Origin of the sequence: Carboxylicivirga longa, from assembly GCF_050589825.1 — a bacterium.
Classification (GTDB): Bacteria; Bacteroidota; Bacteroidia; order Bacteroidales; family Marinilabiliaceae; genus Carboxylicivirga; species Carboxylicivirga longa.
In genome coordinates, this window is the sequence record NZ_JBNGOZ010000021.1 from 44,431 (window position 1) to 69,930 (window position 25,500).

The window sequence follows — 25,500 nt, forward strand, 5'->3', positions numbered from 1 at the left end:
TATTTAATCAGACGATACAACATGAAACGAATTATAATAAAATCAGCCTTATTCACCAGCCTTACCTTAACTGTTCTTGCATGCTCTTCCCCAGGTGGACAAAGCAATGAAGAAGCTGGGAATCAATCGGAGTTTATTCAACTCACCAAGCAGCAGTATGCAATGGAAAAGATGGAAATTGCTGCTCCTACGCAGATGCTCTTTAAGTCGGGCATAAGTGCCAATGGGTATATCTGTGCGCAGCCCAATGGAGTGGCACAAATAAATACGATTTTGCCGGGGCGGGTGGAAGCCGTCTATGTAACGCTTGGGCAAAAAGTGAGGAAGGGCGAAAAACTAGCGTTAATATCTTCCGCTCAGTTGATTGATTGGCAGCAACAATATCTGAGAGCTATTGCATTAAAGAAGAAGCTTACGGCCGATTATAATCGTAGTAAAGCGCTCTATGGTTATAATATTGGCAGCGAAAAGGAGTTTCTCATGGTTGAGAGCGAGTACCGTTTAGTAGTAGCCGATTATAATGCACTTAGCCTGCAACTCCAACGCCTGAATCTCGATTTGGAGTCCATTGGAGCAGGCAATATTGTTGATAGTTACTTCCTTACATCTCCCATCGAAGGTGAATTAACACAGTTGAATTTGATGATAGGTGACGGTATTGAAGTTCAGGAGAATATCGCCGAGGTGGTGGATGCGAAGTCTCTGCAACTGAGTCTGTCAGTATATGAAAGGGATATGCCGCTTGTTAAAACCGGCAGTCCGGTTGTATTTCAGGTGGTGAATAGGGACAATGAGATGTTTACAGGACAACTCACTGCTGTTGCCAGGCGTGTGCAGGAGCATTCTAAAGCGATAGAGTGCCGGGCTTCGATTAAACCCGAAGATATGCAGGAGTTTGTTTATAAATCCTATGTTAAGGCTCAAATCATCACTCGTCAGAAAGAAGCCTTGGGGCTGCCTGAAGAAGCGCTTGTTAAGCAAGAAGACGACAGCTATTATTTTGTTGTAAAGAAACAGGAGAGTCAGTTGTATTTCCTTGAAAAGAAAAAGGCAATTGTTGGCGATAGCTATAATGGCTTTGTGGAAGTACAAAATGCCTTGCCTAACGAACAGGTTATTACCAGCGGAGTATATAATCTGCAGGTGGATTAACAGGTGTGAAAAAGAGTGGGCCGGTTTGGGATTTAAGAAGGTATTTTACCAAATTTGTTCGCTAAAACAAATGACGATGCGAGAAACGCTTAATGTATTGCTGACAATCATGATCGTGCTTGGCTTGTTTGCCTGCCAGCCGAAAAAGGAATATATCCGCAACGAGGGTCTTATTTTTGGCACAATTTATCACCTGAGCTATGAGGCTTCAGAAGATTTATCCGACACCATTCAGAGCACCTTAAATGCCTTTGACTGGTCCATGTCCACTTATAAAGAAGAGTCGGTGATCAGCAAGATCAACCGGAATGAGTCGGATGAGACCGATGCTTATTTTCGGGCGGTGTTTAACACGGCTAAAGAAATAACAGCGGCTACCAATGGGGCTTTTGATATGACGATTGCTCCATTGGTTAATCTGTGGGGCTTTGGTTTCTCAAAAAAAGACAGTGTCACAGAGGCCGCCATCGATTCCATCCGGAATTTCGTGGGCATGGACAAGGTGCACTTGAAGGGAACGCGCCTTGTAAAAGACCGTCCTGAAATAATGTTGGATGGCAGTGCCATTGCCAAAGGTTTTTCGGTGGATGTGATTGCCAAATTACTGGAGGATTATGGCGTTAGCAACTATATGGTGGAGATAGGCGGCGAAATGCGGGTGAAAGGACATAACCCGGAGGGCAAAAGCTGGCGCGTGGGTATCGACAAGCCCATTGATGATCCGGCGGTGCTAAATCGTCAGCTGCAGGAAATAATTGGTATCAGTGATGTGGCGCTGGCTACTTCCGGTAACTATCGTAACTTTTATATTAAAGGCGGTAAAAAATACGCCCATACCATCAGCCCTTATACCGGCTATCCCGTTGATCATCGTCTGCTGGGCGTGTCGGTACTGGCACCCGATTGTATGACAGCCGATGCCTACGCCACTGCTTTTATGGTGCTGGGCTTTGAAAAGAGCATGGCTTTAGTGAAGGCAGACAGCAGTCTGGAGGCCTACTTTATATTGGATGGCGTGGAAGATGAGGCCTATGAAGTGGCCATGACCGAGGGTTTTTCAAAATTCATCATTGATACAAACTAACTGTTTAATAATCAATAACCAAAAAGGCCGCAGGTATTGTTATAGCAACACCTGCGGCCTTTGTATTTTACTTAGCAGCGTTAGCCTGAAAATATTAATTTCAGCTCAGCACTTTTTTATTAACAGCTGGTGGTCTGACTCTCAAAGTCACCATCCAGTTTCAATGGTTTAATCTTGAAGGCCTCTTTCCGAGCCAACTTATCCTGTGTGGTGGCACAGTAAATACCCTTATCGTTAAGCGCCTTATTGCCACCAATGTGTGAATTGGGAAACTTCCCGTTTTTTTGAAGTATAATACGAATTGCCATCAGAATAAAGACAATCCCCATCAACAAAATTGTTACTAATAAAACCGGCCACATAATCTCTCCTTTTAATTTCGGCACAAAAATACTAAAATTTACTGTTAGGCAAACAAACGATGTGCTTCAGATGTTTGATAGTTGCCCGTAAATAATGACACATTCTTAGTAATTTTGTGTCCTAGCAACTAAAAACAGTAAAAATCATAAATATGTCGGTAGAAGTAAGCGAGCTCAGCTTTGCTGAATTTAAAAAAGAAGTGCATAACGACTACAAAATAGCCTGTATGAGCCGTAATATGAGTCTTTTGGCCCGCAAGGAAGTGCTTGGGGGGAAGGCTAAGTTCGGCATCTTTGGCGATGGGAAAGAATTACCGCAGATTGCCATGGCCAAGCAGTTTAAAAAGGGTGACTGGCGATCGGGATATTATCGCGATCAGACTTTTATCCTGGCGGCCGGCATGATGACACCCAAGCAGTTTTTTGCTCAGCTGTATGGCGAAACACGAACGGATCTGAACCCAGACAACGGAGGACGTTCCTTTAATAATCATTTTGGCACCCGCCTGATTGACGATGCAGGCAACTGGAAGCGTTTGAGCGAAATGAAGTGTAGCTCTTCGGATATCTCTCCCACGGCAGGCCAGATGCCTCGCCTCGTGGGGCTGGCTATGGCGTCAAAGCTCTACCGCAATAACCCGGCGTTAAAGCCCTTCGATCAGTTTAGTAACAACGGTAACGAAGTGGCCTTTGGTACCATTGGCGATGCCAGTACTTCAGAGGGGCACTTCTTTGAGACGCTTAATGCCGCCAGTGTATTGCAAATACCCATGGCCGTATCGGTTTGGGATGATGGCTACGGTATATCGGTGCCTAAAAAAGTGCAGACTACAAAAGAGAGTATCAGCAAAGTCATGCGGGGGTTTGAAAAAGGCTCCAAGGATAAAAATGGAATGCTTATTTATACCGCCAAGGGTTGGGACTATGCCGGCCTGTGTCAGATGTATGAAAAAGGTATTAAACGCTGCCGTGAAGAACATGTACCCGTTTTGTTTCATGTGGAGGAGCTGACCCAGCCTGTGGGACACTCTACCAGTGGCTCGCACGAACGCTATAAATCAGCCGAGCGCCTGCAGTGGGAAAAGGAACACGATGGCTTGCACAAAATGCGCCTGTGGATGCTGGACAGCAAGCTGGCTACCGAAGATGATTTGACGGCCATTGAAGAAACAGCGCTCGAAGAAGTTAGGTTGGCGCAGAAGGCCGCCTATAAGGAATTTATGGATGCGTTTAAAGCCGAACGGGATGCTTTGCTGGCCATTATCACGCAGAAGGAGTGTGCCTGTAGTGATATTAAGCAGGATAAGATTGATGGTATTGTAACGGAGCTTAAGTCATCACTGGCACTCAATCGCAAGGAGATACTGAGTGCTGCCCGTAAGGTATTGCGCCATTATTGTGCCGGCTGTGAAAAACCTGGTAGTATGAAATCGCGTCTGAAAGACTGGGTGAAGAAATACAACGAAGAAGGACGTGAAAATTACACGCGCTGGCTCTACTGTGAGGATGAGCATGCAGCACTTGCAGTGAAGTCGGTACCGCCTGCCTACGATAACGAGGCAAAGTCTGTGACCGGCCGTGAAATACTACGAGATAACTTTGATCGACTCTTCGCTGCCGATCCCAGAGTGGTCACCTTTGGTGAAGATACCGGCTTTTTAGGGGGCGTAAATCAAACCATGGAGGGTATGCAAGAGAAATATGGTGATATGCGTGTGCGGGATACAGGTATTCGTGAGACCACTATATTGGGCAAAGGCATTGGTCTGGCGTTACGAGGGTTACGACCCATTGCCGAGATACAGTATTTCGACTATCTGCTCTATGCTTTGCAGACCATGAGCGATGACTTAGCCACTACACGCTACCGCACCAAGAATGGACAGAAGGCACCGGTGATTGTGCGTACTCGGGGGCACCGTCTGGAAGGTATCTGGCACAGTGGTTCACCCCTGAGTATGGTCATCAATTCCATACGGGGCGTGTATGTATGTGTGCCTCGCGATATGACCCGTGCCGCCGGCTTTTATAACACCCTGCTGTCCGCCGATGATCCGGCCCTGGTGATTGAGCCACTCAATGGCTATCGCCTGCGCGAAAAACTGCCTAATAACCTTGGGGAGTTTAAAATTCCGCTGGGCGTGCCCGAAATTATGCAGGAAGGTAAAGATGTGACGCTCGTAACCTATGGCTCTTGCGTAAGAATTGCGCAGGATGCTGTTAGTCAGCTGGCTGATATCGGCATCTCGGTGGAGTTGATTGATGTTCAAACCTTGTTGCCCTTCGATGTGCAGGGTGTGATACTGGAATCGGTGAAGAAAACCAATCGGGTAGTATTCTTCGACGAGGATGTGCCGGGCGGTGCCACCGCCTATATGATGCATAAGGTTGTGGAGGAGCAAGGCGCTTTCTATCACCTCGACGCATCGCCCAAAACGGTGACGGCCAAGGATCACCGGCCTGCCTATGGCACCGATGGTGATTATTTTAGTAATCCCAGTGCCGAAGACGTGTATGAGACCATCTATGCACTCATGGCTGAGTTTGATCCCAAACGTTTCCCATCCATCTATTAAACGATAGGGGATAATCTGGAAGATAAAATATAGACCTTAGCATCAAGTAAAATGCAATATATTAGCTTGATGCTAAGGTCTTTTGTTTGTTAGTGCTTTGTAAGCCAGTCTCATTACTCTGTACTTGCCACTCATTACTTTCTTCTTTGCACTCCCTGCTCACCTCTCGTTACTCAAACCTCACTATCAACCCGCTACGGTCTTCCCTTTTAGCCGGATGAAGGCAAACAACAGGGCAATAGCCAATAGGTAGGAGTAGATAACCGGTATGCCAAAGGCGGCAGGCAGTGTGCCTGCGAGCAAGGCCACGGATCCAACCAGTAGCGCATAGGGCATTTGTGTGCGCACATGGTGTATGTGATCGCACGAACAGGCCAGTGAGCTAAGTATAGTGGTGTCTGAGATGGGTGAGCAATGGTCGCCCAGTACGGCACCGGCCAACACACACGATACGGCATTGTAGAAAAGAGGCAGAATAGCGTCTGTATCCATCCCTGCTTCCAATCCAATCTTCCAGATAGCCGGCAGAATAAGCGGGTAGATGATGGCCATGGTACCCCAGCTGGAGCCTGTGCTAAAGGCAATGATGGCCGAGAAAACAAAGGTAAGCGCCGGGATAAATTCCGGACTGATATTAATGGCACTCAGTATGCCGGTGATAAATTCAGCCGTGTGAAGGTGCTCGGTAAGCAGCGCCAGCGACCAGGCCAATGAGAGAATCAGGATGGCATGAAACATTGTTTTAAAACCATTGATAAGGCCGTCAATGCTTTCCTTTAGGCTAAGAATACGCTGGGCTGTGGTGAGCAATAGAGCGGCAAACACACCGGCTAGCGAAGACCATATAAGGGCATTGAATACGTCGGCATCACCGATTGTTTTCGATAGTTTGGTGGTAAAATTAAGCGAAGCATCGCCCCATACTGTTACGTCCCACCCTGTATATATTAAGCCGGCCAGGGTGCCCAGCACCACAATCAGTACCGGTATCACCGCATTGAACCAGCGGGGTGTTACATCGTCTGCCATCTCCAGCTCCTTCATAATCTGGGGTGATCGTCCTTTCTTTTTGGCTTCCTCACGCGGGGTGTTCACGCTTTGTCTTTCTGCCTTCAGCATGGGGCCGAAGTCACGGTTCTGCCATATTAGTAGTCCAATGAACAGTAGGGTGAGTAAAGGATAGAAGGAGTATTTCAGGGATTGCAGAAACACAGCGTACGCCGAAGTTTCAAGGCCAATTTCGGCCACGCCCTGTTGTATGTAGCTGAGCTCAGCACCAATCCAGGTGGTAATAAAGGCAATGGCAGCAATGGGTGCCGAGGTGGAATCGACCAGATAGGCTAGTTTCTCGCGCGATATCTTCAGTTTATCGGTTACCGGACGCATGGTGTTACCCACCACAAGGGTATTGGCATAATCATCAAAAAAGATGAGTAAGCCCATCAGGTAGGTGATGAATTGTCCTGAGCGGCGATTATTGGCATAGCGCGACAGAATATTGACCACCCCACGCATTCCGCCGTTGAGCGATATGAGGGTGACCATGCCGCCAATTAACATGCTGAAGATGATGATAGAAAGGTGTTCCTGGCTTAAGAGGGCCTGCATCAGGTAGGTGTCGATAATGGCAAAGGCACCCTTAAAAAATGCCATGATAACGCCGGCTCCGGCATATTTATAGATCACGGTGGTGCCGATCAGTAAGCCTAGAAAAAGGGAGGAAAACACCTCTTTGGTGATTAATGCCATAATAATGGCAATAAGCGGGGGTAGGAGTGACAACCAGAGCGGAATAGGCTTGATGGTTTTGCTTTCGATACGGCTCTGCTGTATTAGCTGTATTTCTGTTTCTTGGGTGAAGGTATAATCCAGGTAAAAGCCTTCATCATCTTGCTTTAGGCTTCTCTTAACCCCATCAATCAGTAGGGTGGGGCTTACAAATTCGCCCGGTGTAGTTTGCTGTATGCGTAAGGTGCTTACAACATCTTTCATCACGGCCGGTGGTAAGATAATATTGGAGTCATCAGCATCATTGGCCCTAATGCCAAAACTTACGAGTAGGAAAAAGGTAATGAAAAAGGAAAAACGTAAAGTGGATTGCCTGCGCATCATCGAAGTTAATTTTTTTGCTGCGAAGATAAGTGAATCTGAACAATCAGGTCAAGTGTAAGGCCAGGTAATAGAGTGCGGAAAGTGTTAAAAATCACTTAAATGCTTGAAATGCATTTGAAGATGTGTTAAATTTATTTAACAATACTAGCTACTGAAGTCCTTGCCATAAATCTTAGATGAGGGAGAGGAATTAACCGTCATTTAAAGTTATCGATAGAGAAAAAAAGCAGGCTGATACGTCCAAACTTCGTCTAAAAATGTTACATTTAAAATAAAGTAGAAGTTAATAGAGTCGATGAAAAGCATGAATTTTGACATATTCAAAGTACAAAAGCCCGGATTAAAGCCTGCCAAAGGGCGCATACTCATTGCCGAGCCTTTTTTACAGGGACCTTATTTTAATCGTTCCATCGTATTCTTAACCGAATATAGCGAAGAGGGTGCGGTGGGTTTTGTGCTTAATAAATCATCAGAGCTTTATCCTGATGAGGTCATAGAGGACTTGTTTAACTTCAAGGGGGAGCTTTATGTGGGCGGACCCGTATCCTCCAATACGCTCTATTTTATTCATACCCTGGGCGATCAAATCCAGGGAGCCGTTAAAATAACCGATACCCTCTACTGGGGTGGCGATTTTGATGTGGTTAAGGACATGATAAATACCGGCGTGGCCGATTATACTCAGGTTAAGTTTTTTGCCGGTTATTCAGGTTGGTCGCCCGGACAGCTGGAAGGTGAGATCAAGGAAAACTCATGGATTGTTGCTGAAGCAAAGGATGCCATGGTAATGGACGATAACATTGATCACATATGGAAGCAGGCCATGGAAGATTTGGGTGACGTATTTAAGGCCTGGACGAATTTTCCGGAGAATCCAACGTATAATTAATCATGGCCTTGTTGAGCAGGCGGCTGATCGTTTTGCTTACCCGACAGAAGTAACGTTTCTCATTTAGACCCACCACCCACTGAATACCCTGTATCGCATTGCTCAGAAAAATCTCATCGGCATTCATCAAAGTAGCTTCATCGGTTCCCGCCACTTCATGTAGTGTATACCCATCGGCTCTCAGCAGCCGGATAACTTGTTTGCGCATAATACCGTCAACACAGCCCGATGAACGCAGTGGCGTATAAATCTGATCGTTATGCACCCAAAACAGGTTGGAGGCCAAGCCTTCGATAATTTGGTGATGCTCGTTCATAATCAACACATCATCCAACCCTTGTTCTGCTTTATATAAACCGGCCAGTACAAAAAATAAGGCGTTGGCTGATTTGAATTGCCCCAAATGTTTGATGGCTTTTGTTTCATCTTGATAGATGGTTGTTAACAGCCCTTTTGTATTCAGGGTGTAGCCGCTCGTTGCCAGCGGAGATGCTTCAATCAGCCAGTTTACACGATTGCTTTGTGGGGTGTAAAGCCCGCCGTCCTCGCGAAATACGCTTAGCCGAATACGTGCATCGCCATATATCTTATTTAGGCGTACCAGCTTACTGATTTCTCTCTGAAGAAGATATGCAGTTGGTAGTGATTTAATGTCCATTTTTAACAGCGCCATACCGTTAAGCAAACGCTGATAATGATCGTTAAACCACAGTGCTTTCAACTGCACGCATCGCATAGTTTCAAACAGGGCATCCCCATAGCGGAAAGCCCGGTTTGAACTGCTTAGAATAGCCTCGTCAGCAGATTTGATAATGCCGTTGAGTAGAACGCTTCTTTCGCTATTATTCATCGTTTAAAATGGCTGCGCAAACGGGTAGTATGGAACTGTTCTTCTCTATCTTAAAGCACTGCTTTAATCCTGCTTTTTGGCCGGCTTCCACATCTCTGTCGGCATCGCCTATCAGGTAAGAACGACTCTTGTCAATACCGTGCTCTTCAAGTGCTTGTACAATCATGCCAGGCTTGGGCTTGCGGCAATCACAATCCTCCACGCTGTCGTGGTGAGGACAGTAATAAATATCGGTGATGCGAATATCGTTATCGAACATCAGTTGCAGGAAGTGCCCGTGTAAAATTTCCACATCATCTTCGCTGTACTCGCCCTTGGCAATGCCCCCCTGATTGGTGATGACAATTAATTTATATCCGGCATCCTGAAGTTGTTTCAGACCTTCTATAATGCCCTTATTCAGTTTAAAATCTTTGAATTTGTAGATGTAATAGTGGCCTTCATCATTGTTGATAACGCCATCGCGATCGATAAAAACGGCTTTGTTGCCCATATTAGAATATTCTTATTAGTTCGTTGAAAAAGTGAAGTAGTAAAGCCGGGTTAAGTAGTATTGGAAATACAAAGCCATAAACAGCACCCCAAAAATGTGCATCATGTCCAATGTTATCAACATTGCGCTGGGACATCACCCGCGAATAGACGAGGTAGCCAATGCCCAGGACAATGCCCGGAACAGGTATGAAGTACAAGTAGATGATGCGGAAGGGGTCGTATAAGATGCTCGCAAATACAACTGCTGATACCGCACCGGATGCGCCAATGGCGTTGTAATTATAGTTGTTTTTCTCTTTTAGAAAAGAATAGATGCTTGATACTACAATGGCAGATAAAAAGAACAATAGAAAAATGAGCTTGCTGTTGCCGGGCAAGCTTTGCATGAAATAGATCTGTACCGAGCGGCCAAAGGACCATAGCACAAACATATTAATCAACAGGTGCATCCATCCTCCATGAAAGAAGCCATGACTGATCCAACGTATATATTCCTTACGCTCCTTAATTTGCCAGGCGTTAAACTGATATTTGTAAATCAGCTCGGGCTGACTAAAGCCTGCAATGCTGATGGCGCTGATGGCTATGATGATGATAATTGAAATATCCATGTTGTGTTTTAATGGTTAATTGTCAGTTGTTAATGGTTAATTCTCAATGATTCGTTGTTAATGGTTAATTGATTAATTATAATTAATCATCCACCAATTACCCTTCACAATTAATAATTATTTAGTGCATTATTTTAAAGACCAGTTCTTTCAATAGTTCACCCGATTCGGTGGTGGCGCTGCCAAACCCTTTTGATTTCATGTCGTACTCTCGGATGAGGCTGATGATTTCAACCACTTTTCGTGCAGGATAATTGCGGGCTCCCTGAGTATAATCCCCTACAAAAAAAGGATTGATCTTAAGGGCTGAGGCGATGGCATTTTTCGATTTGTCGGGCAGGTAATAATAGGCCAATAACTTTTGGAAGTAGCCAAAAAGCGTTACGGTGGTCATTTGAATGGGGTAGGCTTTCGGGTTTTTGCCAAAGGCCAGGATGATTTTATTGGCCTTAGCAATGTCTTTGTTTAACACGGCCTTTTGTAACTCAAAATTATTGTAGTCTTTGCTTACGCCAATGTTTTTTTCAATATGGTCGGCTGTAATCTGCTTCACCGAGGCACCAATGGCAATCTCCAGTTTATCCAGCTCATGGGTAATCTTCGATAAGTCATTACCCAAGCATTCTGTGAGCAGTGCCGATGCTTTGGGTTCAATACTTTTGCCTTTGCTGCGCAGATAGGAGTTGATCCATTCCGGCACCTTATTATCATATAGCTTCTTGGCTTCGAATAGTAGACCGTTTTTGGCAACACTCTTGTAAAACTTCTTACGCTTATCCAGGGTCTTATATCGGTAATTAATGACTAGTATGGTCGATTTCAGCGGATTGTTGGCATAAACTTCCAGATCCTCTATCTTCTGAATATTTTGAGCTTCCTTAACAATAATTACCTGATATTGCGACATCATAGGATACCGGCGTGCTGCGTGTATAATATCTGTGGTGTCCACATCTTTCCCATACAGAATGGTTTGATTAAAACCTTTCTCTTCTTCACTTAGCACATTATTGGCAATGTAATTGGTTATCTTATCGATAAAATAACCTTCGTCACCCATTAAAAAATAGATGGGACGATACGTCTTTTGCTTTAGTTCCTGTATTATCTGCTCAAAAGTCATTTTACTTCCTCAAAGGTCTGTTATCTTTCATAAAACTTACCGGATGACAACATACGATATCAATAGGCGGTGTCATCCGGTAGGTTTTGTCCTTTTTATTCTTTCACTAGCTGTCGAAGCGAAGATGTTTTACGGATTTGCCACCGTTTTTGATGGTTGTAAGTGCCTTAACACCCAATTGAATGTGTTTATGAACATAGTTTTCGGTCACTATTTTATCACTTGCCGATGTTTTTACACCCGCTGATATCATGGGTTGGTCCGATACGAGTAATAGTGCACCGGTGGGTATGTGGTTGTAAAAACCGACCGTAAAAATGGTGGCTGTCTCCATGTCAATGGCCATAGCACGTGTTTTCTCCAGGTATTTCTTAAAGCGCTCGTCGTACTCCCACACGCGTTTGTTGGTGGTAAAAACGGTTCCGGTCCAGTAGTCCATTTCACTATCGCGGATGGCGCTGGATACGGCGCGCTGAAGGCTAAAGGCGGGTAGTGCCGGTATTTCGGGTGGCAGGTAATCATCCGATGTACCATCGCTGCGTATGGCCGCGATGGGTAAAACAAAGTCGCCCAGTTCATTTTTCTTTTTTAGTCCGCCACATTTGCCTAAAAATAGCACGGCCTTGGGGGCAATGGCACTTAATAAATCCATCATGGTGGCGGCATTGGGGCTTCCCATGCCAAAATTAATAATGGTGATGCCATTGGCGCTACAGTTGGGCATATTGCCGTTGCGGCCTACAATGGGAGCATTGTACCACTCTGAAAATAACTCCACATAATGGTTGAAGTTGGTGAGCAGTATGTAGGGTGTGAAATCCTCAAGCTTCCGGCCTGTGTATCGGGGAAGCCAGTTGTCAACAATTTCTTTTTTGGTCTTCATGAAAAAACTATTAAGGTTAACCCGGTCATGAATACGTCCGGCATGCGCACATAAAGCGCGCTGTGCAGCGTTTTATTTCTTACGCTAAGGTAACTTTTTCTGTTTAATTTGATTTATTTTGTTGAAAAAAATGGTCGATGCAGCAACTTAATCTACCGGCAGTAGCTTTTAAAACGAAACAATCGGGTTCACGCCTTCAGGTGTTTGATGAGGTGCGCAAGAAATATGTGGCTCTCACACCCGAGGAATGGGTGCGTCAGCATTTTATCCATTATCTGGTTAATCACCTGGGGTTCTCACCGGGCTTAGTAGCGGTTGAAATGTTGGTGAAGGTCAATGGTCTGCGTCAGCGTGCCGATATTGTTTTGTATAACAAGAAAGGAAAGCCGGCGCTTATTGTTGAATGTAAAGCACCCGGCGTGACCCTTACACGTGCTGTTTTTAACCAGGCGGCACGCTATAATACCCGCTTAGATGTAGATTATCTAGTGGTGACCAATGGCTTGCAGCACTATTGTGCCCGCCTGTTGGATGCGCAGGGTAATTATGAGTTGTTAAAGGCTATACCTAATGCGGCCGAGGTCTATGGCCTCCCTAACGGAGACGCTGGTATAGACACTCATCGATGAAGCCATCCTTGGTTTTTCGCCATTGTTTCTTAATGCCCACGCGCTCAAAGCCCGCTTGTTCAAAAAGGGCAAGACTGGCTGTGTTGTTAATGCTAATGTTGGCATAAAGCTGACGAAGCGCCAGGTTGTTAAAGCAGTAGGTAGTAAATAGTTCCAGTGCCTGACGTGCATAGCCCTTTTGTCGGTAGTTGCGGTGTATAATAATGCCCAGGCCACCCCGCTGATGAAAGGCATCAAAGTCAAAGAGATCGATCATGCCAACCGCTGTGTGAGATGTCTCAAGCTCAATAATAAGTCGCAGTTGTTTGGTTTGAAAAACATCCAGTTGTGCCTGCTCAATATAGGTTTTTAGCTGGTGCCTAGAAAAAGGGGTGAGCGTATTGCTCACCTCCCATATTTCCATATTATTTTCCCATTGATAAAGGAGGTCGATATCCTCCGGCTCAAGGGCTCTTAGTAGTATTTCCTCTTGTTGCATTATTGTTTAATCAATGAATCGTATTGTTTGATGTCGCGCACAAAGCTATCGTGCCATAGTCCTGTTTTTAACACCTTCTCTTTAGCCTTGAGGGCTGCTTTGTAGCCTTTAAAAGTTCCATAGGCATAGCGGTAGAAGCCGTCTTTGCATTGATAGGCTTTGATGAGGTCCTGCTCCAGGTTTTTAAATACCGCATAAGAAGCAACAGGCCTTTTAAGCGATAGAATCTGCACCGTGTAATAGGGTATGCCATCACTAATGTCATAAGTAACTTCAGTAGCTACCTTGTCATCTACAGGAGCGGGCGCTACACTTGCCAGCATAATGTCGTTAAATTCGAAGGCTTTGCTACTGTTTTTATAAGTCATTTCACGGTTGATTTCAATAGTGCGCTGTTGGGTTTTAAAGCCGTTGCCCCCATATTCTATCTTGTATTTACCATCTGCTTCAAGTATTAACACATACTTACCTGTGCCGGGGTGGGGGCGATATTGACCGATGGTCTGCTGTGTTGCTTCATCTGTCACATTGATGATTACGTTTTCGATGGGTGCATCATCTGAGGCAGCAAGGCTGCCTTTAAGCACGGCCAGTCGGTTGACTTCCGGTTCTTCATATTCTATGCGGTAAATGTCGGAGCCACCCAGATTATCATCGTAACGCGCAGAAGCATAATAGGCAATGTTGGGTGTTGTAGTAGGGACAAAAAAGAATTCGTCATCGGGCGTATTGATGGGATATCCCATGTTGATAGCGGGTCCCCAGTTGCCTTCCTTGTCCATTACACTATAAAAAATGTCGAATTGCCCCATGGTATTATGACCTTCGGAACTGAAATACATTACTTTGCCGTTGGGATGCAGTATGGGTGTTTCTTCATCGAAAGGAGTGTTGAAAGCCGCCATGTTTTCAGCCTTGCCCCATTGTCCGTTGGGAAGCCTGCGTACCCGGTAAATATCGAGGCCACCCAATCCTTCAGGGCGGTTACTCGTAAAGTAAATAGTTTGCTTATCTGCTGTTGCTGTCGCGTGTGTCTCATCAAATTTTGAGTTGATGGGGTCTTTCATCTTTATGGGTTCGCTCCACGTATCGTCATCATACAGGCAAGTGTAAAGGTTAGCGCCATCCACATCATTACGGTAGATAATCATTTCACTACCTTCGGCTGATAATCCAACTGCGGCCTCGTGTCCGGCACGTTTAAAGAGCTCTTTAAGCGATTTGGCTTTTTCCCACCCCGCATCATCTTTGGTGGCACTGTAGATGCGCTCAGCATATTGGCCGTCGAAGAGTTTTTCGCTGTAGCTGGAAGCGCGGCGCGAGGTAAAGAGTAGTAGGTTTTGGTCGGCCGTGATTAAGGGGCTGTGGTCATCGTATTTGGAGTTGATGCCCGAGCCTAGGTTCTTCACCTTCAGTTCAACAGGTGATTGCATTAGCTGAATAGCATTTTCGCAGATCTCTATTTCACGCAGGGCATCCTGACGTAGCAACTCGTCGGCCGGTGGAAGCATTTCAATCAGTGCCTCGTATGTTGCGATGGCTTTATCATGTTGGTAAAGGTGCTGATAAGACTTACCTATCGAAAACTGAAGATCAACACCGAGGTCGCCAATCCTTTCCTCCTCTTGTAACAGGTGAAAGGCTTTTTCGAAATATACAATGGCTGTATCAGGACCATCGGAAGTGTTGAGATAACAATTACCCAAGTTGTAAAGAATGGGAATGTTGTTGGGAGCTTCCTTCAGTAGTTGCGAAAATAAGTCAATAGCTTCGTCAAATGCTTCATCATCGGCCAGTCTTACAGCCGCATTAAAGGTTTTATTATCAATTTTTGCATCGGACTGGGCCAGGGTAAGCCGGGTAAGGACCAGCAAAAGAGCCATTATGAGAGCCTTTGGTTGTATCATACCTTATGTACTTAGAGTTTGGTTATAAAAAGAATTTTGCAAAATAATTAAAAATAGGCAGCTGCCTGCTGTTCTAGGTGTTGTTTTTTATCAACGTGCCCTTTACCCGCATGAATCAGGCATTGATACCGTATGGACAGGTGGAAGCATGCTGTTGGTATTGCCTTCATTTTTTTAACACCATTGGTTCCAGGTAAACGGCAGCATCGCGGCTGATGTAATTGTTGCGGTAGGGTAGTTCAATCTCCCGTGTTATTGTGCTGAGTCCTGGCGTACGAATGGTCATTCGGTAGCGTATTCCAGTAGGTAATATCAGTGTGTATTTGCCATTTTGCTCCCTTGGCTTGTAGGTGCCCACCAGCGTACCGCTGACCGCCTCGTGTATCGTTATTTCTGCCGTGGCAGCAGGTTGCCCCTCTTCGGTAAATAGAAAACCTGATACTAGTGCCAGACTTCGTTCATCTGTTTTGGGAAACTCGATAATGTAGATATCGGTTCGTCCGTAGCCGCCTTTTCGATCGGAGGCAAAATAGACACGCTGCCCGTCTGGTGTGGGAATGAAAAAAAGATCATCACCGGCAGTGTTGATAGGGTAGCCGATGTTAACAGCGGGTTGCCATTGTCCTTTATCATCGTGCTCCGATTTGAAAATATCATAGCCACCCATGGAGTTATGGCCTTCTGATGCAAAGTATAAGGTCTTTCCATCGTAGGACAGAAAGGGGCTTTCTTCGTTCAAGGGAGTATTGACCGTGTTACTCAATAAGCTTACTTTGCCCCAGGTTCCGTTGGGCAGCCGTTGCGCCATGTAAATATCTTTTTTGCCCAATCCACCGGGGCGATTACTTGTGAAAAGCAGGGTATTGCCATCGGCCGACAGGCTGCCGTGCGATTCCTCGTGGTTGCTGTTGATGGGCTTGGGCAGTTTCTGGGCCGATCCCCATTTCTCTTTATCATACTCGGCAATGTACAAATCCCCTTGCCCATTATTACGATAAATTATCATGGTGTGACCATCCGGGCTAAGGCTGCATGTTGCATCATAATTATTGCTGTTGATGGTTGCGCCGGCATTGACTGAGGGGAGCCAGGCTCCTTCGCGCCACTTACTGCTGTATATATCTTCAGGGTAAAGGGTGTAGCTGCTTGAAGTGGAAAAACCTCGCCGGTTGGAGGTAAACAGAAGTGTGCCTTCGTCGCCTGATATAATAGGGCTATGCTCATCGTACTCAGTGTTGATAGCCTGCCCCAGGTTGCTAATTCTAAAATCTACAGGATGTTTTTTCAGTTCGATAGCATTGTTGCAATAGTTGATGTGCAAAATTAGCTGTTGGTGCAGGTCCTTATACTTAGTAGGAACTGTGTCACGAAGCTGTGTTAACAGGCTAAGTGCATCCTCAAAACGCTCATTCAGATGAAAGGCCTGTGCCAGAAGAATGTTAGCCTGGAGTGCCTTTTCGTTACGTCGCTGATAGAGTCCGTAATGAGCCTTGGCGCTTTTTAGGGGAGTGATGGCCTGCGCAATTTTGCCATCAATATTTAACAGGCAGATGCCTTCAAGTAAATATAGGTAGGGATCATCGGGGTATTTTCTCTGTAGTGTTTGGATATGCTCGTTTGCTTGCGTGAAATTGTCGATCTGAATCAGGTTTTCAATCTGTATAAAGTCTTTTTTGCGGGGTTTTTTATCGGCTATTGCTGGGATGCTTACGAGCAGACATAAGAAAATGGGGAGAAATTTTTTTATCATGGGTAAAGTTATTAGCCTGTGGTCAAAATTATTGCATTAAAATTGCGAAAATCATTGATGACAGACAAGTAAATAACTTAAAATGAATTCTTTTTGTTTATTTCCTTTTTTAGGAAAGGGGGATAATGGTGCCTTTATTTTTACTATCCAGACAAACAATCAGGCTGGTTTTGTCTTCTGTGATAAAACCGTAGCTACCACGCTTGTTTTTAAGTGTGTTAATAACTTGTTTGTAGGGGATGGCCCCCAACTCAAACAGGGTGATTTCTCCTTTGGAGCTCTTTGGGGGTGATGAATAAAGAGAAATGTGTGTATTTAACTGTTTTTGCAGTGTGGCATGCAGATCTTTGTTGTTTGAAATAAGATTAAGATTTTTGTTATTCAGCTTAATGGACGTTTCTTTCGCTGATTTGCCAACTTTTATGCGCAGTTGTTTGAGAGCTGTTATACTTTTAATGCTTAGTCTGACTAAAATATTGGTGGTCACTGATTTTTCTGCCATGAGGTGCTGCTTGTAAAACAGCCACATGGCATGGTAGAAGTGAAAGATGGTGTGGGGATTTTTAGGTGTGCTCTGACCTTTAAAGTGAATAATGGGTGCTTGTGGCAGGTAAATATTATGACCGCCTTTCTTGCTAAGACGGTACGATAAGTCAATGTCTTCACCATACATAAAATAAGCCTCATCCAGTAAGGTAAAGCTGCCGTTTTGTTGTCGTGGCATTGCCAGAAATGCACCGGATAATACATCTACTTGGGCTTTCTTGTTTTTATCAAGGTGCCCCTCGTAATATTTTGCAAAAACAGGACTATGCGGAAATACCTTGCAAAGACCCATTAGTTTATAAAGAGCAACCGAGAGGGTGGGAAAACCACGTTTTGATTCTTTTAGGTAGCGACCGGTTCCATTCAGCATCATAACGCCCAGTCCGGCTGTATTAAGGTGTTCTTTATAATACTTAATAAGGATTTCAAAAGTATCTTCAGCAACTAGTGTGTCCGGGTTTAGCAAAAGGGCAAGTCGTCCTTTGGCAACCTTCAGTCCCAGGTTGTTAGCTTTGGCAAAGCCCAGGTTTTGAGTGTTAGGTAGGATTTTTACCTTGGGATATTTTTGCTTGAGTAGTTGGATGATCCCCGGGTTATTGGCATTGTCAATCACAATAATTTCAATGGAGAGCGCTCCCTTTGCTGCTAAAACAGAATCAAGCGTAAGTTTTAAGAAATCAGGTGCATTAAAGCTGACTATGATAATGGATAAATCGACGCTTGCTGGATTCATGATGATGCTTCCTCAGTATTGATAGCCTTACAGTTTAATTATTAGCGACAGAACAAGGCTTGTAAAAAGCCACAGAAGGTTTTTCTTTCTGCTCTATAGTAACGTTGCTGAAAGTCTTTCTTTTCATCATCGGGCGCCTGGCTGTTAATCCACTGCCATATTTCGCCCCAGCCCATGAAGCCCCCAACATTGCGATCGTCAATAAAAATGTCGGCATTGACCTTGCGGCTGATGCCTTGGTCCATCTCTTCCTCAGGGTGAGTTCTGTTGACAGCATAAAACTCCACGCCATGCTTACGGCAAAATTCTACTGCCTCATCCAATTGTTTTCCGGTGCGTATGGTCCACAGAATAAGAAGGTGTCCCTTGCTTTGGAGGGATTTGAGCGTTTCAAAGGCAAATATTTTCTCCTTGCCAATGGCAGGGTATTTGTGTTCGACGATGGTGCCGTCAAAGTCAACCGCTATAAGCATAAAGTTTTTGTGTTATAAATCAGATGCGTCAATGTTAAGTTCTTCAAAAATGCTACTTTTTTTCGGATAATTAAGTACCAGAAACAGGTAGACCAGTCCAAATATCATTATTTGGTTGATATTGCCGATCATTAAGTAGGCCAGGAGGCTCAGTAGCGATATGCCTTCCAGTGTCATGATCTTAATAAAATAGGCCATGCGGTATTGCTGTAGTTTCTGTTCAGTACTGAGTCCTTGGTTAATGTGTTTCACTTTACGGTTGTGAAACATATAACTTGCAGGAATACCGGCCAGTGCCAGTACTATAATCAGTGACTTCAGATTGTTTTCAGCCCCCGGATCCATGGGGAAGGCGCGACCATTCATTGTTATGAAAACGAATGACAGGGCCGCAAAAACAGCCAGTAAGATAACGACGATAAAATAAATCAGCCGGATTTGTTTTAAAGTTTTTTGAGCGCTCATATTAAAGTGTTTTTTCAAAAGGTAGTCGGTTCACCAATGATCGACCCAGGGTCACTTCGTCGGTGTACTCCAGTTCATCGCCGATGGACACGCCACGTGCAATGGTTGTGGTTTCGATATTATATTTCTCAAATTTTTTGTAGAGGTAAAAATTCGTTGTATCCCCTTCCATGGTGGTGCTCAGTGCAAAAATAATTTCTTTCACACCGCCGGCTTTAATTTTTTCCTCCAACGGACCTATGGTCAGGTCATCGGGTCCAATGCCATCCATGGGAGAGATCACCCCACCTAACACGTGGTAAATGCCTCTATACTGCTGAGTGCTTTCAATGGCCATTACATCGCGTATGCTTTCAACTACACAGATAAGACCATGGTCGCGCTCTGCATCGGCACATATCGCACAGGTTTCGCTATCAGATATATTATGACAGCTTTGACAGTACATAATATACTGCCGCATGTGGTGCAGGGTATCGGCAAACTTAAACACCTGCTCCTTATCCTGTTTCAAAAGATATAGCACAAGGCGCAGGGCTGTTTTCTTCCCGATGCCGGGTAGCTTAGCAAACTCATTAACGGCACTTTCCAGCAGCCTGGAAGGATAGGATGATGGTGTCATGTATCTGCAATTAATTATTAGGCCCTAAAGATAGTAAAGAATGCTTTGTACAGGCCAAGATTACTGTAATTAGATGATGCCATTATCGATGAGCATGATAATGTGTTCAATCATTTTATCATCTTCATCTTTCTGATATACTGCCTTTAAATTGGCTCCAAAGAGGCGGGCTATTCCCTGCCAGAAAAATGCTGAGAATCCACCTTTGAAGTGTTTAATCAGTTCGTAGGTGGTATCGCCTGTTTCGCGGTTGATTAACTTAATAAGCAGGCGACCTTGTGAGAAAGTTAATTTTCTTAAGGGCTGTTCAAATTCATTAAAGAGGGATTTTTCGGCCTCTTTCAGGTAGGCTTTTTTCTCCTTTTCAGAGTGTAGGGTGTTTAAATGCGTGTTTATTTCTCTCACTTTGTGGCTCGCACTACGGGCGTAGGGTAGTACCTTTTTAATGTTGCGCACCATACGGCCATAGCGCTTTTTGTGGCGTTTATTTTTGAAACGATAGGAGGGAATTACCGCTACCTCGTTCAGGTTGACATGCGGAATCGTGTCGTTATTGATAATGCGGTGCTTTATCAGCAGGTGAATGGAATCGGCAACTTCCTGTGCAGTGGACTGCTTGATAAAAGCCAGGCAAAAGCAGACAATAAGTATGCGTTTTGGTATTTTATATTTCGTGCCCTGAACCATACTGCAAAAATAAATGCTAAAACAGGAGTTTGGCAAAATCCTGAGCAGGTATTTTCAACGTTCAATGGTATTACGACGTTTGTATGTTTAGTGAGGAGGAGTATCGAGTTGTTATATAGGTTATTATGAGATATTGGATGAAGTGGGTATTCTTAATGTTGGTTAATATATTTTCCTTTTATTGATGGTATTTAAAAAAATGCCCTACATTTGCCGGCTCAATTTTAGCAGATGTCCAAAGCCTGGAACATATTTTTATACCTTTTGTTCGTTGTTTTCACCTTCGATGTTGCCATGGCAACTACCGATGAGGTGGATGCAGCTGCATCGGCACATGGGGATCCATCTCAGTGGTTTTATGCCGCTGATAGTGACAAGGTGATGGTTGCCGATGCGTTTAAATACCAGGCAGAATATGAAATAGACGCAGGTTCCTTTTATCCGATTGGCGAAGGACAAGGCTTATCCAATTATTGTACTCCACGCAATGATAATCAGGAGGGATCTCTTCCGTGTGGATCACTCATTCTTTTTGAGGCCGATACCTCACCTCCTTTATAGTTGAATAGCTGATTGTTTTATATCGGCATTCATTTCATCTTCATTTCTCTTTAAAATAACTAAAAGTCAAACTTTTAGAAAAGCTATATTATGTTTTATTTAATGTTAATAGTCTTTGTTGTAGGCTATGGATTTATTGTGTTTGAGCATGTTAATGAAATTAACAAGGCAGCAACAGCTTTGCTCATCGGTACACTCCTCTGGGCTATTTATGCCATTGGTGGTCAGGAAATACTGGCCAATGGTGCCAGCGTGGCTTGGAACGATTTTGTAGCCAATAATAATGGCAATGTGCTTGAATTTATAACGCACCACGAGCTTTTTCATCATCTCTCAGAGATTTCCTCCATCTTGTTTTTTCTTGTGGGTGCCATGACTATTGTGGAGTTGGTGGACAAGTATCAGGGTTTTAAGGTGATAACGGATCGCATTGATGGTTCTAATGTAAAGCGGTTGCTTTGGGTTATTAGTTTGTTAACTTTTTTTATGTCGGCTGTGCTCGATAACCTCACTACTACTATTGTACTAATCACCGTGTTGCGTAAGATTATTTCACGACCCCAAAATCGTTGGATCTTTGCCAGTGTAGTGGTTATTTCGGCTAACGCGGGAGGTGCCTTTTCGCCCATTGGCGATGTTACCACCATTATGCTATGGATTGGCGGACAAGTTACTTCGGCGCATATTATCGGCGCTTTGTTGTTTCCTAGCCTTGTTAATATGGTGGTAGCCACCACTTTGTTTAGTGTTTATATTGTTAAAGTTCAGGCTGTGAAACCTCAGCTTCCGGCCAGCGAAACAGATGAGTTTACTACCCGGCAGGAGCAAATGTTTATGTTGGTTGTAGGTACTTTGGCTCTTGTTTCAGTGCCGGTATTTAAAACCATTACTCACTTGCCGCCTTTCGTGGGTATGTTGCTGGGCTTATCGGTGCTATGGATAATGACCGACCGCTATCTGAAGCGTCGCAGTACTGCTGATAAGCGTACACTGACAGTTACGGCGGCTCTAAAGGCAGTGGATATACCCACCGTATTATTTTTTCTGGGTGTGCTAAGTGCCGTGGCAGCATTGCAGTCGGCCGGGCACCTCGATTTATTGGCTACATGGCTCGATGATACTGTGCATAATCTCTATGCTACAAACCTGCTTATTGGGGTTATTTCATCGGTGGTGGATAATGTACCCTTGGTAGCTGCTTCCATGGGCATGTATGCCATTGCACCGGCCGAAGCTGCGGGGGCAGCTGCCAGTTTTGCTCAGGATGGTCAGTTTTGGACATTCCTGGCCTACTGTGCCGGTACCGGCGGTAGCTTGCTTATCGTTGGCTCAGCAGCCGGTGTAGCCGCCATGGGTCTTGAGCGCATTAACTTTTTATGGTATCTGCGGCGTATTAGCTGGATTGCTTTATGTGGTTATCTGGCAGGTGCTTTGGCCTACTACCTGCAGTGTCAATTATTTTAATGGTAATTTCTATGGGCTAAGCGTGCTTTTGTCTAGTAGAGTGTTCAAAAGGTATTGAGGAACGGTGCTCTACCGCCAATCGCCTGTAAGGTTCGTTCCGTAAATAGTTATTTATAGAACTTTTCAAAACTAACTACTAGTTTTTAAGTGTATGCAGCCCTTTCAAATAATAAACAGATGAAGCACATTGATATCTCATCGCAAAATGAACACAGTACTTACTGTCCTTTAACAACCTCCTGGGTAATTGTTGTTGCCCTGGTTGTAATTGTTCTGCTAATCCGATTGTTTATCGGATTGTATTAGTATCATTTTTTCTTTTTTGATGCACGACGGCGTGGGCACTAATCGTCCCTGATTTATCATTGCCCCGTCGTCGTGTTTTACTTCAAAGCGGCATATTAAGAGCCGGTACCACTCAAAGTGGATCGTGGCAGCCTTTAGCTGTTAATATTTAAGTTTCTTCGGGTTTTGTCGTTTGCCACAAAAAATCATAAGTTCGATTTCCTTTTTTAACGACTATTATTCTACCTGGTTAATGCATTTTCGTATCCATTATGCGTTTAAGTGATTATTGGAATTTAAAAAGCCCGCAAGTCTTGAATAATCTCGACCTGCGGGCATAGTAATTAATGAACTTTTTAAGGAAGGGTTCTTTTATAAATACCTTGTACCAGACAACCGTTCCGTTAAATATTTTAAAGTTCTAGTGCTTAATATCCACCATTACAGATTGATGGGGTGGAACGGTAATGGACTTGCCATATACCTTTAGCTTAACCGCTTTCTCAGCGTGGGAAATGATGTTTACTCTTTTGCTGTTGACCACAACCTCCAGGTCGTTGCCCATAAAGGCAATGCGGAAGGAATATTCCTGCCACTGAGCCGGAATGATGGGGTTCAGAAACAGTTGCCCGTCGTGAACGCGTTTACCGCCAAATCCTTCCACAATGGCCATCCATGTACCGGCCATGCTGGTAATATGCAAGCCCTCGTGTGCCTCGTGGTTGTAATCGTCAATGTCAAGGCGCGAGGTGCGCAGATACATCTCATAGGCTTTCTCATTGTTGCCTATTTTGGCCGCCAGTATGGCATGCACACAGGGCGATAGTGATGATTCATGTACCGTGCGGGGCTCGTAAAATTCAAAGTTACGCTGTATGGTAGCCATATCAAACTCCTCCTCGAATACATAAATGCCCTGCAGCGTGTCGGCCTGCTTAATAAAGCAGCTGCGTAATATACGATCCCACGACCAGTATTGGTTAATAGGGCGCTCCTCCGGCTTAAGATCATCAGCCAGCCTCTGCTCTTTGTCCATGTAAGCATCTTGTTGCATAAACACCTGAAGCTTCTCGTTGTAGGGAAAGTGCATCTTTTCAATTATATCTTTCCAGCGCGGTGTTTCTCCTTCATAGTCAAAGGCGGCTTTACTGATGATGGATTTGTATCTGCCTTCATCCATGGCCTTTACTTTTGCCAGGGCTTCAAGCGTGTATTTAAGGCACCATACCGCCATTTTATTGGTGTACCAGTTGTTGTTGATGTTATTTTCGTATTCGTTGGGACCTGTAACGCCCAGCATTACGTATTTTTGGCGCTTTTCCGAATAGCTAACCCGCTGACTCCAGAAACGGGAAATGCCCAGCAATACTTCCAGACCGTACTGTGCCAGGTAAGCTTCATCGTTGGTGTGGCGGATATAATTATAAATGGCAAAGGCAATGGCGCCGTTACGATGCACTTCTTCAAAGGTAATCTCCCATTCGTTATGGCATTCTTCACCGTTCATGGTTACCATGGGGTAGAGGGCAGCTCCATTAGTAAAGCCCAGCTTGGCCGCATTTTCAATGGCACGGGGTAAGTGTTTGTAGCGATATATCAGCAGGTTGCGTGTTACCTCTGCCGGGGCGGTGGCAATAAAGAAAGGAACGCAGTAAGCCTCGGTATCCCAGTAGGTTGAACCCCCGTATTTCTCGCCTGTAAAGCCTTTGGGACCAATATTCAGGCGTTCGTCCTCTCCCGTATAGGTCTGGTTAAGATGGAAAATATTGAAGCGTATGCCCTGTTGTGCCGCCACATCGCCTTTAATGCGAATATCGCTGTGCACCCATTTCTCGGCCCATACTTTAATATGTTCTTCAAGCAATGTGTCGAAACCCTTGCCGAACCCTGCTTCAGTTATTTTTTTACAAGCATCAAGCACGACATCCTTATCGTAGTTCAGTGAGCTGGTAACACCTACAATTTTTTCCAGGGTGAAGCACTGCCCTTGTTTTACAGTGTGTGACACCTTGCTGGCCACATAACCGTCTTGTGCTTCATGACCGGCATTGCATACGATGGCAGCATCATTCAGTGTGGTTCTTATTTTCATGCCACAGGCTACGCGAAAGCCTATCTTCTTGGTTTCAGTCACCAGGTATGCTTCATCGGATAATGCCTCAGTATTTAATATGTTCCAGAACTTCTCATCGTAGTTGGCGTCTTCATTCTTCACGTCGCCATTGAGGTAGGCTGTAAAAGTAATGTTGCCATCGAAGTTAAGTGGGGTCACCGCATAGCGGATGGCACCATTCTCAGTGTCGGCCATGCTGACAAAGCGCTGGGCATGTACGCTAATTTTTTTGCCATCGGGCAGGGTAGCGGTGAAGGAGCGTTGGAGATAGCCCTCTTTCATATTGAGGGTACGTGTAAAATTCTCGGTCTTACAGGTGAATAAATCCAGCTGCTGACCCTCTATCTGCACATCGATGCCAATCCAGTTAGGACTGTTCAATACTTTGGCAAAATACTCGGGATAGCCATTTTTCCACCAGCCCACGCGTGTTTTATCGGGGTAGTAGATGCCGGCTATATAGCTGCCTTGCAATGACGGACCCGAATAGGCCTCCTCAAAATTGGCCCGCTGTCCCATTTTACCATTGCCCAAGCTGAAAATGCTTTCAGAGGATTGATGATTTTCAGGGTTGAAGCCCTCTTCTATGATGCACCACTCATCGTGTTTTAAGTATTCTTTCATTGTAATTGGTTTAAAATTTTAAACAC

General features: G+C 44.6%; 23 protein-coding genes. 7 read left to right on the forward strand and 16 right to left on the reverse strand.

Translation table 11 applies throughout. From position 1 onward, the window contains the following. Window positions 1-21 precede the first annotated feature (21 nt). Window positions 22-1,152: an efflux RND transporter periplasmic adaptor subunit gene (locus ACRD7A_RS15595; RefSeq protein WP_430812064.1), complete on the forward strand. Its 1,131-nt coding sequence runs from the start codon at window positions 22-24 to the stop codon at window positions 1,150-1,152. 76 nt (window positions 1,153-1,228) lie between these two features. Continuing rightward, window positions 1,229-2,236: an FAD:protein FMN transferase gene (locus ACRD7A_RS15600; protein WP_430812065.1), complete on the forward strand. Its 1,008-nt coding sequence runs from the start codon at window positions 1,229-1,231 to the stop codon at window positions 2,234-2,236. 119 nt (window positions 2,237-2,355) lie between these two features. On the opposite strand, the gene ACRD7A_RS15605 is transcribed toward ACRD7A_RS15600, so the two are convergent. Continuing rightward, window positions 2,356-2,565 (reverse strand): hypothetical protein, encoded by a 210-nt coding sequence (locus ACRD7A_RS15605; RefSeq protein ID WP_430817953.1) that lies wholly within the window; start codon window positions 2,563-2,565, stop codon window positions 2,356-2,358. A 185-nt stretch (window positions 2,566-2,750) separates the two neighbouring features. Between ACRD7A_RS15605 and ACRD7A_RS15610 the strand changes: the two genes are divergently transcribed. Then, complete coding sequence (locus ACRD7A_RS15610) at window positions 2,751-5,174, forward strand: alpha-ketoacid dehydrogenase subunit alpha/beta (RefSeq protein ID WP_430812067.1); 2,424 nt, start codon at window positions 2,751-2,753, stop codon at window positions 5,172-5,174. 186 nt (window positions 5,175-5,360) lie between these two features. Here the strand turns inward: ACRD7A_RS15610 and ACRD7A_RS15615 are convergent, their stop codons facing one another. After that, a complete protein-coding gene (locus tag ACRD7A_RS15615) occupies window positions 5,361-7,286 on the reverse strand; it encodes a Na+/H+ antiporter NhaC family protein (RefSeq protein WP_430812068.1) in 1,926 nt (641 codons plus the stop codon). Window positions 7,287-7,590: 304 nt separating this feature from the next. Between ACRD7A_RS15615 and ACRD7A_RS15620 the strand changes: the two genes are divergently transcribed. After that, entirely contained in the window at window positions 7,591-8,175 is a 585-nt protein-coding gene (locus ACRD7A_RS15620; protein WP_430812069.1) for a YqgE/AlgH family protein, read from the forward strand. Here the strand turns inward: ACRD7A_RS15620 and ACRD7A_RS15625 are convergent. From ACRD7A_RS15625 to ACRD7A_RS15645, 5 genes are all read right to left on the reverse strand, one after another. Further along, window positions 8,132-9,025: an aminotransferase class IV gene (locus ACRD7A_RS15625; protein ID WP_430812070.1), complete on the reverse strand. Its 894-nt coding sequence runs from the start codon at window positions 9,023-9,025 to the stop codon at window positions 8,132-8,134. The two genes, ACRD7A_RS15620 and ACRD7A_RS15625, sit on opposite strands and share 44 nt — an antisense overlap. Then, window positions 9,018-9,518 carry a D-glycero-alpha-D-manno-heptose-1,7-bisphosphate 7-phosphatase gene (locus tag ACRD7A_RS15630; protein WP_430812071.1) on the reverse strand — a complete coding sequence of 167 codons (501 nt, stop codon included), beginning with the start codon at window positions 9,516-9,518 and terminating at the stop codon, window positions 9,018-9,020. Before ACRD7A_RS15630 ends, ACRD7A_RS15625 begins: the two co-directional genes overlap by 8 nt. Window position 9,519: 1 nt before the next feature. Further along, the gene (locus ACRD7A_RS15635) at window positions 9,520-10,131 is read right to left on the reverse strand and encodes a rhomboid family intramembrane serine protease (RefSeq protein WP_430812072.1); all 612 of its coding nucleotides are present in this window, start codon (window positions 10,129-10,131) and stop codon (window positions 9,520-9,522) included. Between the two features lie 121 nt (window positions 10,132-10,252). Next, window positions 10,253-11,254 (reverse strand): DNA polymerase III subunit delta, encoded by a 1,002-nt coding sequence (holA, locus tag ACRD7A_RS15640; RefSeq protein WP_430812073.1) that lies wholly within the window; start codon window positions 11,252-11,254, stop codon window positions 10,253-10,255. A gap of 106 nt (window positions 11,255-11,360) precedes the next feature. Next, window positions 11,361-12,137 (reverse strand): AMP nucleosidase, encoded by a 777-nt coding sequence (locus ACRD7A_RS15645; protein ID WP_430812074.1) that lies wholly within the window; start codon window positions 12,135-12,137, stop codon window positions 11,361-11,363. Between the two features lie 137 nt (window positions 12,138-12,274). Here ACRD7A_RS15645 and ACRD7A_RS15650 point away from each other — a divergent pair, with 137 nt between their 5' ends. Further along, complete coding sequence (locus ACRD7A_RS15650) at window positions 12,275-12,766, forward strand: type I restriction enzyme HsdR N-terminal domain-containing protein (RefSeq protein ID WP_430812075.1); 492 nt, start codon at window positions 12,275-12,277, stop codon at window positions 12,764-12,766. On the opposite strand, the gene ACRD7A_RS15655 is transcribed toward ACRD7A_RS15650, so the two are convergent. The 8 genes from ACRD7A_RS15655 to ACRD7A_RS15690 all read right to left on the reverse strand — a co-directional run bounded on the left by ACRD7A_RS15655 (window position 12,732) and on the right by ACRD7A_RS15690 (window position 20,427). After that, complete coding sequence (locus ACRD7A_RS15655) at window positions 12,732-13,244, reverse strand: GNAT family N-acetyltransferase (protein ID WP_430812076.1); 513 nt, start codon at window positions 13,242-13,244, stop codon at window positions 12,732-12,734. The genes ACRD7A_RS15650 and ACRD7A_RS15655 overlap by 35 nt on opposite strands. Next, window positions 13,244-15,151 (reverse strand): tetratricopeptide repeat protein, encoded by a 1,908-nt coding sequence (locus tag ACRD7A_RS15660; RefSeq protein ID WP_430812077.1) that lies wholly within the window; start codon window positions 15,149-15,151, stop codon window positions 13,244-13,246. The genes ACRD7A_RS15655 and ACRD7A_RS15660 overlap by 1 nt, the downstream gene beginning before the upstream one ends. Before the next feature lie 166 nt (window positions 15,152-15,317). Then, on the reverse strand, window positions 15,318-16,901 hold the full coding sequence (locus tag ACRD7A_RS15665) for a hypothetical protein (protein WP_430812078.1): 1,584 nt from the start codon (window positions 16,899-16,901) through the stop codon (window positions 15,318-15,320). A gap of 109 nt (window positions 16,902-17,010) precedes the next feature. Beyond that, window positions 17,011-18,180 carry a glycosyltransferase family 2 protein gene (locus ACRD7A_RS15670; RefSeq protein ID WP_430812079.1) on the reverse strand — a complete coding sequence of 390 codons (1,170 nt, stop codon included), beginning with the start codon at window positions 18,178-18,180 and terminating at the stop codon, window positions 17,011-17,013. 41 nt (window positions 18,181-18,221) lie between these two features. Beyond that, the gene (locus ACRD7A_RS15675; protein ID WP_430812080.1) at window positions 18,222-18,653 is read right to left on the reverse strand and encodes a BT0820 family HAD-type phosphatase; all 432 of its coding nucleotides are present in this window, start codon (window positions 18,651-18,653) and stop codon (window positions 18,222-18,224) included. Window positions 18,654-18,665: 12 nt separating this feature from the next. Beyond that, on the reverse strand, window positions 18,666-19,118 hold the full coding sequence (locus ACRD7A_RS15680) for a hypothetical protein (protein ID WP_430812081.1): 453 nt from the start codon (window positions 19,116-19,118) through the stop codon (window positions 18,666-18,668). 1 nt (window position 19,119) lies between these two features. Beyond that, entirely contained in the window at window positions 19,120-19,740 is a 621-nt protein-coding gene (gene recR / locus ACRD7A_RS15685; protein ID WP_430812082.1) for a recombination mediator RecR, read from the reverse strand. A gap of 69 nt (window positions 19,741-19,809) precedes the next feature. Beyond that, a complete protein-coding gene (locus tag ACRD7A_RS15690) occupies window positions 19,810-20,427 on the reverse strand; it encodes a DUF4294 domain-containing protein (RefSeq protein WP_430812083.1) in 618 nt (205 codons plus the stop codon). A 231-nt stretch (window positions 20,428-20,658) separates the two neighbouring features. On the opposite strand from ACRD7A_RS15690, the gene ACRD7A_RS15695 reads away from it, so the two are divergent. Together ACRD7A_RS15695 and nhaD are read left to right on the forward strand one after the other, a co-directional pair. After that, window positions 20,659-20,988, forward strand: coding sequence for a hypothetical protein (locus ACRD7A_RS15695; protein ID WP_430812084.1), 330 nt, complete (start codon window positions 20,659-20,661; stop codon window positions 20,986-20,988). A 90-nt stretch (window positions 20,989-21,078) separates the two neighbouring features. Then, complete coding sequence (nhaD, locus tag ACRD7A_RS15700; RefSeq protein WP_430812085.1) at window positions 21,079-22,452, forward strand: sodium:proton antiporter NhaD; 1,374 nt, start codon at window positions 21,079-21,081, stop codon at window positions 22,450-22,452. Between the two features lie 706 nt (window positions 22,453-23,158). Here nhaD and ACRD7A_RS15705 read toward each other — a convergent pair. After that, the gene (locus ACRD7A_RS15705) at window positions 23,159-25,474 is read right to left on the reverse strand and encodes a family 65 glycosyl hydrolase domain-containing protein (RefSeq protein WP_430812086.1); all 2,316 of its coding nucleotides are present in this window, start codon (window positions 25,472-25,474) and stop codon (window positions 23,159-23,161) included. Window positions 25,475-25,500: the final 26 nt, after the last annotated feature.

Coding starts and splice junctions, on each gene's coding strand:
- ACRD7A_RS15690 (WP_430812083.1), bottom strand. CDS start 20,427: ATGGTTCAGGGCACGAAATATAAAATACCAAAACGCATACTTATTGTC.
- ACRD7A_RS15705 (WP_430812086.1), bottom strand. CDS start 25,474: ATGAAAGAATACTTAAAACACGATGAGTGGTGCATCATAGAAGAGGGC.
- ACRD7A_RS15620 (WP_430812069.1), top strand. CDS start 7,591: ATGAATTTTGACATATTCAAAGTACAAAAGCCCGGATTAAAGCCTGCC.
- ACRD7A_RS15655 (WP_430812076.1), bottom strand. CDS start 13,244: ATGCAACAAGAGGAAATACTACTAAGAGCCCTTGAGCCGGAGGATATC.
- ACRD7A_RS15635 (WP_430812072.1), bottom strand. CDS start 10,131: ATGGATATTTCAATTATCATCATCATAGCCATCAGCGCCATCAGCATT.
- ACRD7A_RS15600 (WP_430812065.1), top strand. CDS start 1,229: ATGCGAGAAACGCTTAATGTATTGCTGACAATCATGATCGTGCTTGGC.
- ACRD7A_RS15625 (WP_430812070.1), bottom strand. CDS start 9,025: ATGAATAATAGCGAAAGAAGCGTTCTACTCAACGGCATTATCAAATCT.
- ACRD7A_RS15695 (WP_430812084.1), top strand. CDS start 20,659: ATGTCCAAAGCCTGGAACATATTTTTATACCTTTTGTTCGTTGTTTTC.
- ACRD7A_RS15680 (WP_430812081.1), bottom strand. CDS start 19,118: ATGAGCGCTCAAAAAACTTTAAAACAAATCCGGCTGATTTATTTTATC.
- holA (WP_430812073.1), bottom strand. CDS start 11,254: ATGACTTTTGAGCAGATAATACAGGAACTAAAGCAAAAGACGTATCGT.
- ACRD7A_RS15605 (WP_430817953.1), bottom strand. CDS start 2,565: ATGGGGATTGTCTTTATTCTGATGGCAATTCGTATTATACTTCAAAAA.
- ACRD7A_RS15670 (WP_430812079.1), bottom strand. CDS start 18,180: ATGAATCCAGCAAGCGTCGATTTATCCATTATCATAGTCAGCTTTAAT.
- ACRD7A_RS15650 (WP_430812075.1), top strand. CDS start 12,275: ATGCAGCAACTTAATCTACCGGCAGTAGCTTTTAAAACGAAACAATCG.
- ACRD7A_RS15675 (WP_430812080.1), bottom strand. CDS start 18,653: ATGCTTATAGCGGTTGACTTTGACGGCACCATCGTCGAACACAAATAC.
- nhaD (WP_430812085.1), top strand. CDS start 21,079: ATGTTTTATTTAATGTTAATAGTCTTTGTTGTAGGCTATGGATTTATT.
- recR (WP_430812082.1), bottom strand. CDS start 19,740: ATGACACCATCATCCTATCCTTCCAGGCTGCTGGAAAGTGCCGTTAAT.
- ACRD7A_RS15630 (WP_430812071.1), bottom strand. CDS start 9,518: ATGGGCAACAAAGCCGTTTTTATCGATCGCGATGGCGTTATCAACAAT.
- ACRD7A_RS15610 (WP_430812067.1), top strand. CDS start 2,751: ATGTCGGTAGAAGTAAGCGAGCTCAGCTTTGCTGAATTTAAAAAAGAA.
- ACRD7A_RS15665 (WP_430812078.1), bottom strand. CDS start 16,901: ATGATAAAAAAATTTCTCCCCATTTTCTTATGTCTGCTCGTAAGCATC.
- ACRD7A_RS15615 (WP_430812068.1), bottom strand. CDS start 7,286: ATGATGCGCAGGCAATCCACTTTACGTTTTTCCTTTTTCATTACCTTT.
- ACRD7A_RS15660 (WP_430812077.1), bottom strand. CDS start 15,151: ATGATACAACCAAAGGCTCTCATAATGGCTCTTTTGCTGGTCCTTACC.
- ACRD7A_RS15595 (WP_430812064.1), top strand. CDS start 22: ATGAAACGAATTATAATAAAATCAGCCTTATTCACCAGCCTTACCTTA.
- ACRD7A_RS15645 (WP_430812074.1), bottom strand. CDS start 12,137: ATGAAGACCAAAAAAGAAATTGTTGACAACTGGCTTCCCCGATACACA.